The sequence below is a fragment of the Sphingomonas sp. 2378 genome (genome assembly GCF_038084995.1).
GTDB lineage: Bacteria > Pseudomonadota > Alphaproteobacteria > Sphingomonadales > Sphingomonadaceae > Sphingomonas.
This window is the reverse complement of sequence record NZ_JAXCMJ010000027.1, coordinates 20,311-34,584: the sequence shown is the minus strand read 5'-3', so window position 1 is coordinate 34,584 and position 14,274 is coordinate 20,311. Positions and strand designations below refer to the sequence as shown.

The window sequence follows — 14,274 nt, the reverse complement described above, 5'->3', positions numbered from 1 at the left end:
GCAGCTCGCTTTTGATTTCTGAGGGGAGGGGCGTGGGCTTCGACTTCGCTCAGCCTGCACGGGGTTTGGGGACAGGGGGCTTAAATCCCAAACCCCGTTCAGGCTGAGCGAAGTCGAAGCCCAAGGGAATCACCCCCGCCGCGCAATCCCCTGCGCGATGATCGTCGCCTCGGACTCCGCCAGCACCGCCCCGGCATTGCCCGGTGCCATCACCGCGCGCTCCGCCGCCCGGATCCGCGTCAGCGCCCGCGCCAGCATCGCCGGGGTCCAGCGCCGCAGCGCCCGTGCCGTGCGAGCTTCGTCGCGGAAGAAGACTCGGTGACGCTTCATCACCGCCTCGACCGGCTCGCCCGCATCGAGATCGGCGCGCATCTCGGCCAGCGCCACCAGCCGCCGGGCGAGCGCCCGCAGCCAGGGGATGGGCGAGGCGCCCCCTTCGTCCAGCAGCGCCAATTCACCGCCCAGATCGCCGACACGGCCCTCCACCACGGCCTCGACCGCGTCACTCATCTCCACCTCCCCCAGATCGGCGCCGATGGCATCCAGGGCGGCATGATCGACCTCGCGCGGGCGGTCAGGGGCCGAATCGAGATAAAGGGACAGCTTCTCCAACTCGCGGGTCAGGACCGAACGATCGGCGGCGGCGGCCTCGACCAGTCGCGTCGGGATACCCGCGGCCAGGCGCAGGCCCAATTCCCCGGCGATGGCGGTCGCCAGCCGCTCGGCATCGGCAGCAGTGGGGGCGTAGCAGCCGAACGCCATGGCACGCGGCGAATCGAGCGCCAGCTTGACGATCTTGGCGGTCGTCTTGACCGATGGCGCGATGGCGACGACCGGATTGCCCGCCGACTCGGCCTCCAACAGCGCGGTGAAGGCGGCCAGTCCTTCCTCGCCGACGCTGGCGATGCGGATATGGCGGGGGCCGCCGAACAGCGACATGGAGGCCGCTTCGTCGGTCAGGCGGGCGGGGTCGCTTTTCAGCGTCGCCGAATCCAGGTCGATCCGCTCGGCCTCCTGCCCCATCGCATTCGCCAGCAATCGCGCCAATTCGCTCGCCCCCGCCTCGTCGGGGCCATGGAGCAGATAGAGGCGGATATCGGCGGAGGGACGGCTCAGCGCCTGGCGAATCTGATTGGCGTTCGCCTTCACGGCCGCGCGGGGGCCATCGCCTCGCCCGGCCGTGACCGGGCATAGGTGGCGAGCCGGGCGACGATCTCGTCCGCGACGATCACCGACAACCGTTCCAGCGCGGTGTTCTCCGCCGCGATGGTGGCGTATTCGGAGCGGACCACATCGATCCCGGCATCCGATCCGGCGGTGGCGTCGACCAGTACCGCGTTGCTCGTCTGGTCGACCAGTTGGTAGCGCGCCCGCAGGATACGCCGTTCGCGGACCACCGAATCGTCCCGCCGCACGCCGAGTCCGCGAATCTCGTCATCCAGCCGCACATCCAGCCGATAGCGCGCGCCGCCCGACTGGCCGCCACCCAGACGATCCTTCAGCGCATTGGCCATCAGCCAGCCCGCTTTCCCCTCGATCGGGGCGATCTCGATCCCCGACAATGCGGTGGCCACCGATCCCGAGCCGCCTCCCGCATAGAGCGGATGCAGCCCGCAACCCGACAGGCCGAATGTCAGGGCCAGCCCGGCGACGATCAGGGGGAGGGGACGCATCATGCGACGATGTTCACCAGACGGTCGGGCACCACGATCACCTTCTTCGGGGTCGCACCGTCCAGCGCACGGACGATCTTGTCCGACGCCAGCGCGGTCGCCTCCAGCGCGTCCTTGGGAAGCCCCTTGGCGACGGTCAGCGTATCGCGCAGCTTGCCGTTGACCTGCACCGCGACGGTGACTTCGTCCTCGACCAGCAGGCTTTCGTCCACGACCGGCCAGGCGGCGTCGGCGATCAGGCCCTCTTGCCCCATGCCCGCCCAGGCTTCCTCGGCCAGATGCGGGACCATCGGTGCGACCAGCAGCATGGTGGTGCGGATGGCTTCGTTGCGGGCGGCGGACGGCTTGGCCTTTTCAATGGCGTTGACCAGTTCGTACAGCTTGGCCACCGCCTTGTTGAAAGCCAGCGCCTCGATATCCGCCGCGACGCCCGCGATGGTCTGGTGCAGCTTGCGCGAGAGCGGCTTGTCCTCGCCCTCGGCGGCTTCCGAACCGTCGAACAGGCGCCACAAGCGCTGGACGAAGCGCCACGAACCCTCGATACCCGCTTCAGACCAGGGCAGGTCGCGTTCGGGCGGGCTGTCGGACAGCATGAACCAGCGCACCGCGTCCGCGCCGTACTGATCCACGATGGGTTCGGGATCGACGGTGTTCTTCTTGGACTTGGACATCTTCTCGACGCGGCCGACCGTGATCGGCTGGCCGGTCGCGATCTCGATGCCGTCGCGGATTTCGCCCGGCGCCAGCCAGCGGCCGTCCGACGACTTGTAGCTTTCGTGCGTGACCATGCCTTGCGTGAACAGGCCCGCAAAGGGCTCCGCCACGTCGATCAGGCCGATATGCTTCAAGGCGCGGGTCCAGAAGCGCGCATAGAGCAGGTGCAAAATCGCATGCTCGACGCCGCCGATATACTGGCCGACGGGCAGCCATGTCTTCACCACCTCGGGATCGAAGGGGCGATCCTTGGGCTGGCTGGCGAAGCGGATGAAATACCAGGACGAATCGACGAAGGTGTCGAGCGTGTCGGTTTCGCGCCGGGCGGGCTTGCCGCAATTGGGGCAAGCGACATGCTTCCACGTCGCATGGCGATCGAGCGGGTTGCCGGGGACGTCGAAGGTCACGTCCTCGGGCAGCGTGACCGGCAGTTGCGCCTTGGGCACCGGCACCGCGCCGCAGTCGTCGCAATGGATGATCGGGATGGGCGTGCCCCAGTAACGCTGGCGACTGACGCCCCAGTCGCGCAGGCGATACACGGTCTGCCCCTGGCCCCAGCCTTCACCCTCGGCCGCTGCGATGACGGCGGCCTTGGCGGCCTCCACCTCCATGCCGTCGAGCGGGCCGGAGTTCACCAGACGACCCGCGCCGGTATAGGCGGTGTCGCCCTCGAACACCGGCGCGGTCGTGTCGCCATCGGCGACGACGCGCGTGACGCTCAGGCCGTATTTCCGCGCAAAGTCCAGGTCGCGCTGGTCATGCGCCGGCACGCCCATCACCGCGCCGGTGCCGTAGTCCATCAGCACGAAGTTCGCGATATAGACGGGCAGGGTGATGCTCTCGTCCATCGGATGCTGCATCCGATAGCCGGTGTCGAAGCCCAGCTTTTCCTGGGTTTCCAGCTCGGCAGCGGTGGTGCCGCCCGCCTTGCAACGTTCGATGAAGGCGGCGGCATCCGCATTCGACTCGGCCAGTTCGCGGGCGATCGGGTGATCCGCCGCGATCGCGACGAAGCTCGCGCCGAAGATCGTGTCCGGACGGGTCGAATAGACCTCGATCGGCGTGGCGAAGGGGGCGACCGGCGCAAAACGGAATTGCAGGCCCTTGCTGCGACCGATCCAGTTCTCCTGCATCAGCTTCACCTTGTCGGGCCAATGCTCGAGCGTCGTCAGACCCTCCAGCAGCTCGTCGGCAAAGTCGGTGATCTTCAGGAACCACTGGTTCAGCTTGCGCTTCTCGACCAGCGCGCCCGAGCGCCAGCCGCGCCCGTCGATCACCTGCTCGTTGGCGAGCACGGTCATGTCGACCGGGTCCCAGTTGACCGCCGATTCCTTGCGATAGACCAAGCCGCTCGCATAGAGATCGAGGAACAGCGCCTGTTCATGCCCGTAATAATCGGGCTCGCAGGTCGCGATCTCGCGCGTCCAATCGAGCGCGAAGCCCAGCCGCTTCAACTGCGCCTTCATCGTCGCGATATTGTCGCGGGTCCAGCCGCCCGGATGGACGCCCTTTTCCATCGCGGCATTCTCGGCGGGCATGCCGAACGCGTCCCAGCCCATCGGGTGGAGCACCTCATGCCCGATCATCCGGCGATAGCGGGCCAGAACGTCGCCCATCGTATAGTTGCGGACATGCCCCATATGGATGCGCCCTGAAGGATAGGGAAACATCTCAAGGACATAGCTGCGGGGCTTGGGGCTTTGGTCGTCGGCGGCGAAGGTGCGCCGCTCTTCCCAAATCCGCTGCCAGGTCGAATCCGATTTCAGGGCATTGAAACGCGAGGCCATGTGTCTCGTCTTTATCCGTTCGTGATCGAGGCGCGGCGCAGGTCGCGCGCCTTGGTGAGGATGATGTCTTCCAGCTTCTGGATCGTCGCGGCCTGAACCGGTGCTTCCACCCACTGGCCGCCGCGATTGATCTCGCGAAGGGCGGTCACGCGCAGCGCGTCGGCGCGCAGATCCTGGTCGAGGATGGTGACGGTCACCTTCATCCGCTCGGTCGGCGTCTGCGGATTGACGTACCAGTCGGTGACGATCACGCCGCCGTTGGAATCCGTCTCGGCCAGCGGCATGAAGCTGAGCGTGTCGAGGCTGGCGCGCCACAGATAGGAATTCACGCCGATCGTCGTCACCTTCGACGCGGCCAGGTCACCCTGTGGGCGGGCCTTCTTGCCGGCACAGGCGCCGAGCGACAGGGCGGCGATAACCGCGAACGCGGTGGCGGAACGGCGAAGCATCGGCATTATCCTGACTGCGATGAAGAATGAGGAATATGGGTTGCCTATCGCCTCTACAGGGGCCCCGCCACCCCGGCAAGCATTCCGGCGAATCGCGGAGCAGTCCGAATCTGTGGAGGATGCGCAACAGTCGGACAAGATTCGCCTATGGCGGCGTAACAATGGGATCGCTCACGACGGATTCCATGTTAGAGGCCATGTATCAAAGAGGTCATATAAAAGGGGTGGACCGTGTCGTTCGGGCGTGTGGTGATCGGAATCGCAATCGGGGCGCTCGCCGCCACGACTGCGCTGGTCGCGCCCGCCATCGGTGCGGTGGACCAGAATGGCCGGGCCCCCAAGCGCAGCCTCAGCCTGATGGGGCGCGGCGGCTTTACCCCGGCGGCGGCGGACCCCCGGCTGGCGGCGATATTCGCGCGTAGCGGGCTGGACGCGGGCGATCTGCGCTTCACCCCGGCGGAAAGCCAGCGCGGGGCCAACCGCCCGGTCACCGTGGCGGTGCGCGCGCGGACCAGCCGGACCAGCGACGACCGGATTGCCGCCAACATCGCGCCGACCGTGGGTCTGGCGCCGATCTCCTATAATCTGGGTGTCTCGGTCGGCTGGAAGCGGCTGGCGGTGTCCGGCGACATGGCGCGCGTCGATCTGGCGGGCCTGCCGGGCAGCCGCGAAACCGCTGATGTGGCGGTCAGCTATACCGCGAATCGCTTCACCGGTCGGGTGAAGGCCTCGGCGGATCGCCCGATCGAGGGTGTGAACAAGCTGGTCGACATGCCGTCCAGCTATTCGCTTGATATGAGCAGCTCCTATTCGCTGACCCGCAACCTCGATGTGACGGCGGGCGTCCGCTATCGCTCGGACCGCGAGCGTCTGGCGCGGCTGGACGACGATCGCCGGAACAGCCAGGCGGTCTATCTGGGTACGGCCTTCCGCTTCTGATAACCGTGTGATGCGGTTTGGGTTAGACCGACTGTCGACGTTCCGACGTTATCCCAGCAAAGGCTGGGGTCTTTCGCCGTGATCCCCGGCGCGATGGGAAGCGGCCGCGCTACCAAGCTGCGCTTCTTTGGCCAATCGAACCCCGTTCGCGATCATCGACCGCTGGGATGATGGGGGCGGGCTCCACCCAAGCATCGATCGCGGCCCAGCCATCGAATCGCCCCCGCAATCGACGAAAGCGCTCCGCCGTCATTCCGCCCAGCGCGATTCGCGGCAGGCCCAGGCCACGGCCGATCCTTGCCGCGCGGGCAACCCCCAGGCTGGGCGCACCGGGATGCGAGCGGGTGGGGAAGAGCGGTGAGACGAACAACAGATCGGCCCCGGCCCGCCGCCCCGCCATCGCCTCAGCCTGGCTGTGCGCGGGCCAGCTTCGCAGACCCGATCCCCGACCCCATTTATGCACGCCGTCGCCGGGCAGCCCACCACCCACGACCAGCAGGATCAGCCGCCGTGCGCGTGCGATCCGCCAGACCCGGCGATGGATCGCGCGGCGCTCGGCCGGCGGCGTGGCGTGGTGGCGAAACACGACTCCCGATCCCGGCGGCAGGCGTCGCAAGGCCCGCCACAGCCCATCGCCCAGCCGCTCGTCGGTCATCAGCCATGTCACGGGGTATCGGTCGGCCATCCGGGGCACTATAGCGCGGGCCATGACCGACGACAGCGTTTCCCGCCTTTCCACCGTCTCCGATCAGCTCGCCCGCGCCGCCGGGCTGGGGGATCATGCCGCCCCGACCCTGATCGCGGTGTCCAAGACCCATGACGCCGACACGATCCGCCCGCTGCTCGACGCCGGACACCGGGTGTTCGGCGAGAATCGGGTGCAGGAAGCGGCGGCCAAATGGCCCGCTCTCCAAGAGGCGTATGCGGGCGTCGAACTGCATCTGATCGGCCAGTTGCAGTCGAACAAGGCGGCGGACGCGGTCGCGCTGTTCGATGTGATCCATACCGTCGATCGCCCCTCGCTGATCGCCGCGCTGGCCGAAGCGATGGCGAAGAGCGGTCGGCGTCCCGATTGCTTCTTGCAGGTCAATATCGGCGAGGAGGAGCAGAAGGGCGGCTGCACCATCGCCGAGGCACCGGCGATGCTGGAGCAGGCGCGGGCGGCGGGCCTGCCGATCATCGGCCTGATGGCGATTCCCCCGCAACGGGTGGACGCCGCCCCCTATTTCGCGCTGCTCGCCAAGATGGCGCGCGACCTGGGGCCGGCCAAGCTGAGCATGGGCATGTCGGACGATTATGAGGTCGCCGCGATGCTGGGGGCCAGTCACGTCCGGGTCGGCAGCGCGCTGTTCGGAGCCCGCGCATGAGCCGCTTCGCAGCCCTATTGTTCGATTTCGACGGCGTCCTGATCGACAGCGAATATGAGGGCAATCGGCACCTCGCCGAATGGCTGACCGCCAACGGCCATCCGCATAGCCCCGAAGAGGCGATGCACCATTATATGGGGCTGGCGGGCAAGGACTTCGTCGCTGCGATCGAGGGGCGGATCGGCTATGTCCTGCCGGACTCCTTTTACGAGGCCCGGGCGGCCGAAGATCTCCGCGCGATGGAGGAAGGCGTCGCGGCGATCGCGGGGGCGGTCGATTTCGTTCTTTCGCTGCCCGGTGATTTCCCCAAGGCGGTGGTGTCGTCCAGCCCGACCGTCTGGTTAGACCGGCATCTGCGCCATCTGGGTCTGCGCGAGGTGTTCGGCGAGCATGTCTATAGCGGGCGTGAGCATGTGACGAAGGGCAAGCCCGCGCCGGACCTGTATCTTTATGCCGCGGACCGGCTGGCCGTGCGGATCGAGGATTGCGCGATCCTGGAGGACTCCCCGGTTGGCGCGACCGGCGCGGTGGCGAGTGGGGGCTATGTCATCGGCATGTGCATGGGGACGCATTGCGCGGTCGGGCATGACCAGCGGTTGAGGGAGATCGGCGTGGCCGCGATCGCGCAGGACTATGCCGATGTGCGGCGGGAATTGGGGTTCTGATTCCACCCTCCGTTCAGCCTGAGCGAAGTCGAAGGCCACGGGATTCCCGGCGGAGCGCGGGACGTGCACTTCGACTTCGCTCAGTGCGAACGGGGTGCGGGGTATCGCGTCAGAGCTGGTGCCCGGTCCGATCCCGCTTGGTCGCCAGATAGCGTTCGTTGTGCGGATTGGGCGGCAGGCTGTGCGCCACCCGCTCGATCACCCGCACCCCCGCCGCGTTCAGCCCCGCGACCTTGGCTGGATTGTTGGTCAGCAACCGCACCTTGTCCTGCCCCAGCAACCGCAGCATCCGCGCCGCCACGCCGAAATCGCGCGCATCGATCGCGAAGCCCAACCGGGTATTGGCGTCGACCGTATCGAAGCCCTGATCCTGAAGCTGGTACGCGCGCAGCTTGTTGACCAGCCCGATTCCGCGCCCTTCCTGCCGCAGATAGAGCAATATGCCCCAGCCCGACTCCGCGATGGCGTGGATCGCGGCATGAAGCTGAGGCCCGCAATCGCATTTCAGGCTGCCCAGCACATCGCCGGTCAGGCACTCACTGTGCAGGCGCACCAGCGGCGGCGCACCGTTGGGCTGGCCGATGAGCAGCGCGACATGCTCGCCCGCCGCATGGGGGGAGCGGAAGGCGACGATCTCCGCATCCTCGGCCCCCTCGACCGGCAGGCGGGCCCGGGTGGCGATGGCGAGTGTCTCGGCATTCTCATGCGCGGCGATGTCGGCCAGCGAAATCTCCGCCTCGACGCCCTCACCCCCGACGAAGAAGGCGGGCAGCATCCCGGCGATCCGCGCGAACCGGATCGCGGCCGCCGCGACCGCCGGGTCGGGCAGGGGCAGGGCGCGGAACGGGCCTTTCAGCGGGGTGGCGAGGTCGAATTGCGGATCGGCCAGCGCCGTCGCCGCGGCGAAGTCGATCCAGGGCGCGCGCTCGACCAGCACGGCGGCCTCCGGGTCGGCGGCCTCCAACTGGTTGGTCAGCTTCAGCGTCGCGGCGCGCCCCGCCGAGATGAGGACGGGCGCGCGGCCCTTCGGATCGAAGGCCGCCAGGCGTAGCGGGTCCGCCGTCTCGACCGCGAGCAGCGCCTGGCCCTGAATCGCGATCGGCCAGCCCCGGCGCAGCGCATCGATCGCGCGCGCGGCGGCCTTGGCATCGGTGCTCAAAAATCGAATTCCGTCATGATCGGGATATGGTCGGAGGGCTTGAGCCAACTCCGGCAACCCTCGAACACCCGATGCGACACGGCCTTTTCGGCCAAGTCCCGCGTCGCCCACATATGGTCCAGCCGCCGCCCGCGATCCGACGCCGCCCAGTCCTTCGCGCGGTAGCTCCACCAGGTATAAAGCCGCTCGGGCGCGGGGATGAAGTGGCGGCCCAGATCGACCCAGTCGTTCGATGCCTGAAGCTTCGCCAGTGTTTCCACCTCGATGGGCGTATGGCTGACCACGTCGAGCAGTTGCTTGTGGCTCCACACGTCCGATTCGAGCGGCGCGATGTTGAAGTCGCCGGTCAGGATCGTCGGGCAGTCGAGCTTGCCCGACCAGTCGATCATCCGGCCGAGGAAATCCAGCTTCTGGCCGAACTTCGGATTCACCGCGCGATCGGGCACGTCGCCGCCCGCCGGAATATAGACATTCTCCAGCCGCACGCCGTTCGGCAGGCGGATGCCGACATGCCGCGCCTCGGCATTGGCCTGCCAGTCCAGACGGTCGTCTTCGGTGATGGGGACACGGGATGCGATGGCGACGCCGTGATGCATCCGCTGGCCATGGATGATGATGTGGTCGTAACCCAGCGACCGGAACAGATCGAAGGGGAAGTCGTCATCGACGACCTTCGTCTCCTGAAGGCACAATATGTCGGGCGCGGCTTCCGTCAGGAATTGCTCGACGATGGCGGCGCGGAAACGCACCGAGTTGATGTTCCAGGAGGCGATTTTCACGGCTGCCGATGTAGCGGTGGGCCGGGGGCGAGACAAGATTGGGCGGTCACCATCCTATTCCGCCCCTGGAAGGGGAGGGGGACCATGCGCAGCATGGTGGAGGGGTGTCCCCGGTTGCGAGTGAGGGTCGCCTGACCGGCGGCGATACCCCTCCGTCAGCGCTACGCGCTGCCACCTCCCCTTGCAGGGGAGGAATGAGGGGAAAACGGAAAGGCCCCCGCTCCGGGGGCATGGAGCGAGGGCCGACCTAGCGTTCGTCACGCAGGCGGGATGAGGGTGCTCGTCCGAGCAACAGGGGGGAATCTCGAAGGCCCCTCAACCGCAACCCCCTGATAGGGCAGCGAACCTGTCGCTCGGATGAATGAAATGGCCCGCCGGCGTTCAGTTTCGCGTCGGCCCCCTCCGTGGATCGTTGAATCGGAACGCTTTGTCGTCCACCGGCACCCCGAATCGCTGATTGGACAGGCGAATGGTGGTCCGGTTGTTCTGGCTGTCCAGCGCGACCCAGCCCTGCATCATCAGCCCGCCCGGCGCGGCGGGATCGCGGGCGAAGACCAGGGTGATCTTGCCATATTCGGGATGCTTGGGATCGTTCGCCTCGACCGAGACCAGCCGTGAATCGGCGCTGGGCACCACCTTGGCATAGCGGCCGATATCGCGGCTGGGATCGAGCAGCACGCCCAGCGGCGAGTTCTTGATCGGCCAGCGCTGCTTCTGTCCGACCGAATAATCGAGGAACCACAGGCTGCCGCCATCCGCGACGATCAGCAGGGGCACGCCCTTTTCATATTGGAAGCGGATCTTGCCCGGCTTCTTCATGGTCAGCGTGCCGGTCAGCACCTTGCCCGCCCGGTCGGTCTGGGTGAAATCGGCGGTCATCGTCTGCACCGATTGCAGGTGACGCTGCACCGCCGCGAGGTCGCCACCGGCCTGGGCCAGCGCGGGGAGGGGGGCGGCGACCATCGCCATGGCGGTCGGCGCCAACAGGGCGGACGCCACAATCGAACGGATCATATCAAACTCCTTTGGCCCGTCCGTCATGCGTCGGGTCTATTGAACGGGTCGTGAATCGCGGGCGCTACAGGGTGAAGGCGGCCTTCATCCCCAATATGGTGGCGTCGTCGGCTTGCGAATAGCCGCCGGGGTGATGGACGAACTGGAGGTTGGGGCGCATCTCCAGCCATTGGGCGGGGTGGATACTGTAATAGACCTCCGCCGCATATTCCGACCCCTGCACCGCCGGGCGGGTGGGATCGAGCCTCTGACCATCCGCCACGCGACCATTCACATGGGTCCGCGCCACGCCGATGCCCAGCACGTCGCCCGGCACGGCGGGCACCAGCCCCTTGTAGAATAGTCCGGCGGCGATCTGGTTATCGGTGACGCTGGTCGCGCGATCGGCCTGGGTCGCGTTGAGGAAGACGCTCAGCCCGTTCTCCGCCTTGCCGTCCTTGGTTTCGCCGGTCAGCTGCTGCTGGATATTGACGTACACGCCATAGCGGCTGGTCCGCTCCAGCGGCGCCAGGCCGGTGATCGCGATGGGGCGGCGGTTGATGTCGAGGAAGACGTCCGCCGCATCCGCCGTCGCGACCCAGCCGCCCAGCTTGTACGACCCGATCTTGCCGGCACTGGCATTGCGGATCCAGCCGATCTCGGCGGGGATCAGCACGCCGGTCGCACCCTTGAAGTGGCCGATGAAGAAGTCGGTATCCAGATTGCGCGGATTGATCTCATAGACCGCGCCCTGGACATACAGGTCGTCGCGCGGTTCGTAGCGCAGCCGCGCACCCCATTGGCTGGCCGGCCAGTTTTGCCAATAGTCGCCGACCAGATTGCCCGGCTGTGCCCCGCAGAAGCTCAAGTTCATGAAGTGGCAGGAGAAGATGGCGAAATCCTCGCCCGGATTGGTGCGGCCCAGCTTCAGCTCGAACCGCTCACCCAGTCGCTGTTCGTACCAGAATTGGGTCAGGCGCAGCGTCTGGCCGCGACCATAGACCTCCTGCACCTGTTGCAGCGTGCCGAGCGCGGCGTCGTCGCTGAGGTTGCGGCCCCGGCGATAGGTGAGGGTGGCCTGGAACGCGCCGCCCTTCAGCCCGAAGACCTTCTCCAGATCGAACAGCGCGCCCGCGTCGAACTGCCCCGTCTCGCGCAACAACGTCTTGCGCCCGCCGGTGAGGTTGGCGGCACTTTCCGAGGCATAGCGGGCGGTGACGGTGATCCCGCGCTCGTTCAGCCGGGTGCGGATCTTGTGCCAGTCGCCGATGATCCCGGGCGGCGGCGTCCGCCGGGTGTCGGCGGTGATCGCCGAGGGGGCGCTGTCCGAGGGGCGGACGGCGCGGCGGCGGGTGGGGGTGCGCTGCGTATCGCCGGCGGCGGCATCGGGCGTGACGCGTGCGGCGGTGGGGACGGGATCGGTGGTCTGCTGCGGCGACAGGGGTGCGGCGAGCAGCAATGGTGCCCAGCCCCAGATCGTCGCCATCGCCTTAACCCCCTTTTACCCGTCGCTTATCGTTGCGGATGGCAAACGATCGGACAGGCAAAAGGTGCCGTAAACGTCAATCCTCCCCGGCATGGGGAGGGGGACCAGCGAAGCTGGTGGAGGGGGATCGCCACACAGACCGTCCTATGGGGAAGCCCCCTCCGTCAGGCCTGCGGCCTGCCACCTCCCCGTACCGGGGAGGAATAGGTCATCCCTGCTCCGCCGCGCGGACCTGGTCGATATAATCGCCATATCCCTCCGCCTCCATCTCCTCCAGCGGCACGAAGCGCAGCGAGGCGGAGTTGATGCAGTAGCGCAGGCCGCCGCGATCGCGCGGGCCGTCGGGGAAGACATGGCCGAGATGGCTGTCGCCATGCGCCGAGCGGACCTCGGTGCGGACCATGCCGTGGGTGGTGTCGCGCAACTCGTTGACATGCGCGGGCTCGATCGGCCGCGTGAAGCTGGGCCAGCCGCAATGCGAATCGAACTTGTCGGCGGAGGCGAAGAGCGGCTCGCCCGAGACGATGTCGACATACAGGCCCGGCTCGCGCGTGTGGAGATATTCGCCGGTGCCGGGGCGCTCGGTGCCGCTCTGCTGGGTCACATAATATTGTTCGGGCGTCAGCTTCGCGAGGGCTTCCTCGGTCTTGGCATAGCGGGTGTCGGCCATGGGACTTCCTTTCCGGCTCAGGCTTGGGCGGCGATCTGGCGCAGCGCCTGTTCGAACGCTTCGGGCGGTTGCTCACCCGAGATCAGGTAACGATTGTCGATAACGATGGCGGGCACCGATTGGATGCCGCGCCCCTGCCACAGCCGCTCGGCCTCGCGGACCTCGGCGGCATAGCGGTCGGAGGACAGGATCGCGCGGGCCTCGCCCTCGTCCAGCCCGGCGCGGGTCGCGGCGGCGACCAGCACGTCGTGATCCGCGATATTCTCGCCGCGCGTGAAATAGCTGTCGAACAGCGCATGCTTCATTTCCGCCTGTCGCCCCTCGATCCCGGCCCAGTGGAGCAGCCGATGCGCGTCGAAACTGTTGTAGATGCGCGACGTGTCGCCCATCGCCATGGTGAAGCCGACCGAGGCCGCCCGCTCGCGGATCGTCGCGCGGGTGGCGGCGGACTGTTCGGGCGTGGCGCCATATTTGCGGCCGATATGCTCGACGATATTCTCGCCCTCCGGGACCATCGCCGGGTTCAGTTCGAAGGGCTGGAAATGGATGTCCGCCTCCACCGCATCGCCCATCCGGTCGAGCGCGGTTTCCAGCCCGCGCAGGCCGATGATGCACCAGGGGCAGGAGACGTCGGAGACGAAGTCGATACGGATCGGACGGGACATGCAGGGTCCTGGATGATGCGGCCGGGCTGCGAACGCCTCGCTTATGTGGGAGGGGCTCTGCCGCCCTGCAACCGGCGGAACATCGCGCCATGGCGGCGGCTTTTGCATCGGAGCACTTTGCACGAAGGACGGTGCCGGATAGCAGCATCGGGCCAGTTCAAGAGGGATATGCCAGAATGACCAGAACAGTCCTCGTCACCGGTGCGACCGCCGGAATCGGTGCGGCGACGGCGCGCGCCTTCGTCGCCAGCGGATGGCGGGTGATCGGGACGGGGCGACGCGCCGGCCGGCTGGCGGCGCTGGCGGGCGAGTTGGGCGGGGCGTTTCATCCGCTCGCCTTCGACATCACCGACGAGGATGCGCTGGACGCGGCGCTGGCGGGATTGCCGCCCGAATTCGCCGGGATCGACCTGCTGATCAACAATGCCGGGCTCGCGCTTGGCACCAAGCCCGCCCAGGACAGCGATCTGGCCCAGTGGCGGACGATGATCGCGACCAATATCGATGGCCTCATCACCATTACCCACCGCTTGCTGCCCCGCCTGATCGAGCGGCGCGGGGGGATCATCAACCTGTCCTCGGTGGCGGCGAACTACCCCTATACCGGCGGCAACGTCTATGGCGGGACCAAGGCGTTCGTGAAGCAATTCTCGCTCAACCTGCGCGCCGACCTGCATGGCAAGGGGGTGCGCGTCACCTCGATCGAGCCGGGCATGGTCGAAACCGAATTCACCACCATCCGCACCGGCGGCGATCAGGCGGCGTCGGACGCGCTCTATGCGGGATCGGACCCGATGACCGGCGAGGATATCGCCGCGACGCTGCTCTGGGTGGCGGAACTGCCGCCGCATCTCAACATCAACCGGCTGGAGTTGATGCCGGTCAGCCAGTCCTTCGCGGGTTTCCAGGTCACGCGAGAAGGGTAAGC

General features: G+C 67.1%; 15 protein-coding genes. 4 read left to right on the top strand and 11 right to left on the bottom strand.

Annotation, left to right across the window (positions count from 1 at the left end; all coding sequences use genetic code 11):
• Positions 1–129: 129 nt before the first annotated feature.
• The 4 genes from holA to SM191_RS13290 are packed head-to-tail and all read right to left on the bottom strand — an operon-like array spanning position 130 to position 4,623.
• Positions 130–1,149 (bottom strand): DNA polymerase III subunit delta, encoded by a 1,020-nt coding sequence (gene holA / locus SM191_RS13305; protein WP_306997222.1) that lies wholly within the window; start codon positions 1,147–1,149, stop codon positions 130–132.
• Positions 1,146–1,676, bottom strand: a complete 531-nt coding sequence (lptE, locus tag SM191_RS13300) for an LPS assembly lipoprotein LptE (RefSeq protein WP_306997224.1) — start codon at positions 1,674–1,676, stop codon at positions 1,146–1,148. The genes holA and lptE overlap by 4 nt, the downstream gene beginning before the upstream one ends.
• The gene (gene leuS / locus SM191_RS13295; protein WP_341506616.1) at positions 1,673–4,174 is read right to left on the bottom strand and encodes a leucine--tRNA ligase; all 2,502 of its coding nucleotides are present in this window, start codon (positions 4,172–4,174) and stop codon (positions 1,673–1,675) included. The genes lptE and leuS overlap by 4 nt, the downstream gene beginning before the upstream one ends.
• A gap of 11 nt (positions 4,175–4,185) precedes the next feature.
• Complete coding sequence (locus SM191_RS13290; RefSeq protein WP_306997228.1) at positions 4,186–4,623, bottom strand: DUF3576 domain-containing protein; 438 nt, start codon at positions 4,621–4,623, stop codon at positions 4,186–4,188.
• Positions 4,624–4,854: 231 nt separating this feature from the next.
• On the opposite strand from SM191_RS13290, the gene SM191_RS13285 reads away from it, so the two are divergent.
• Positions 4,855–5,562 carry a hypothetical protein gene (locus tag SM191_RS13285; RefSeq protein WP_341506615.1) on the top strand — a complete coding sequence of 236 codons (708 nt, stop codon included), beginning with the start codon at positions 4,855–4,857 and terminating at the stop codon, positions 5,560–5,562.
• Positions 5,563–5,671: 109 nt separating this feature from the next.
• Here SM191_RS13285 and SM191_RS13280 read toward each other — a convergent pair whose 3' ends face one another.
• A complete protein-coding gene (locus tag SM191_RS13280) occupies positions 5,672–6,247 on the bottom strand; it encodes a thiamine phosphate synthase (protein WP_341506614.1) in 576 nt (191 codons plus the stop codon).
• A gap of 22 nt (positions 6,248–6,269) precedes the next feature.
• Here SM191_RS13280 and SM191_RS13275 point away from each other — a divergent pair, with 22 nt between their 5' ends.
• Entirely contained in the window at positions 6,270–6,929 is a 660-nt protein-coding gene (locus tag SM191_RS13275) for a YggS family pyridoxal phosphate-dependent enzyme (RefSeq protein ID WP_341506613.1), read from the top strand.
• The gene (locus SM191_RS13270; protein ID WP_341506612.1) at positions 6,926–7,594 is read left to right on the top strand and encodes an HAD family hydrolase; all 669 of its coding nucleotides are present in this window, start codon (positions 6,926–6,928) and stop codon (positions 7,592–7,594) included. The genes SM191_RS13275 and SM191_RS13270 overlap by 4 nt, the downstream gene beginning before the upstream one ends.
• Before the next feature lie 109 nt (positions 7,595–7,703).
• On the opposite strand, the gene ribA is transcribed toward SM191_RS13270, so the two are convergent.
• The 6 genes from ribA to SM191_RS13240 all read right to left on the bottom strand — a co-directional run bounded on the left by ribA (position 7,704) and on the right by SM191_RS13240 (position 13,346).
• The gene (ribA, locus tag SM191_RS13265) at positions 7,704–8,753 is read right to left on the bottom strand and encodes a GTP cyclohydrolase II (RefSeq protein WP_341506611.1); all 1,050 of its coding nucleotides are present in this window, start codon (positions 8,751–8,753) and stop codon (positions 7,704–7,706) included.
• Positions 8,750–9,532 (bottom strand): exodeoxyribonuclease III, encoded by a 783-nt coding sequence (locus SM191_RS13260; RefSeq protein ID WP_341506610.1) that lies wholly within the window; start codon positions 9,530–9,532, stop codon positions 8,750–8,752. Before SM191_RS13260 ends, ribA begins: the two co-directional genes overlap by 4 nt.
• Before the next feature lie 381 nt (positions 9,533–9,913).
• A complete protein-coding gene (locus SM191_RS13255) occupies positions 9,914–10,546 on the bottom strand; it encodes a LolA family protein (protein ID WP_267435628.1) in 633 nt (210 codons plus the stop codon).
• A 64-nt stretch (positions 10,547–10,610) separates the two neighbouring features.
• On the bottom strand, positions 10,611–12,011 hold the full coding sequence (locus SM191_RS13250; protein WP_341506609.1) for a carbohydrate porin: 1,401 nt from the start codon (positions 12,009–12,011) through the stop codon (positions 10,611–10,613).
• Positions 12,012–12,219: 208 nt separating this feature from the next.
• Positions 12,220–12,681 carry a peptide-methionine (R)-S-oxide reductase MsrB gene (msrB, locus tag SM191_RS13245; protein WP_341506608.1) on the bottom strand — a complete coding sequence of 154 codons (462 nt, stop codon included), beginning with the start codon at positions 12,679–12,681 and terminating at the stop codon, positions 12,220–12,222.
• Between the two features lie 17 nt (positions 12,682–12,698).
• Positions 12,699–13,346: a DsbA family oxidoreductase gene (locus tag SM191_RS13240; RefSeq protein ID WP_341506607.1), complete on the bottom strand. Its 648-nt coding sequence runs from the start codon at positions 13,344–13,346 to the stop codon at positions 12,699–12,701.
• Positions 13,347–13,522: 176 nt separating this feature from the next.
• On the opposite strand from SM191_RS13240, the gene SM191_RS13235 reads away from it, so the two are divergent.
• Positions 13,523–14,272, top strand: coding sequence for an SDR family NAD(P)-dependent oxidoreductase (locus SM191_RS13235; protein WP_341506606.1), 750 nt, complete (start codon positions 13,523–13,525; stop codon positions 14,270–14,272).
• Positions 14,273–14,274 lie beyond the last annotated feature (2 nt).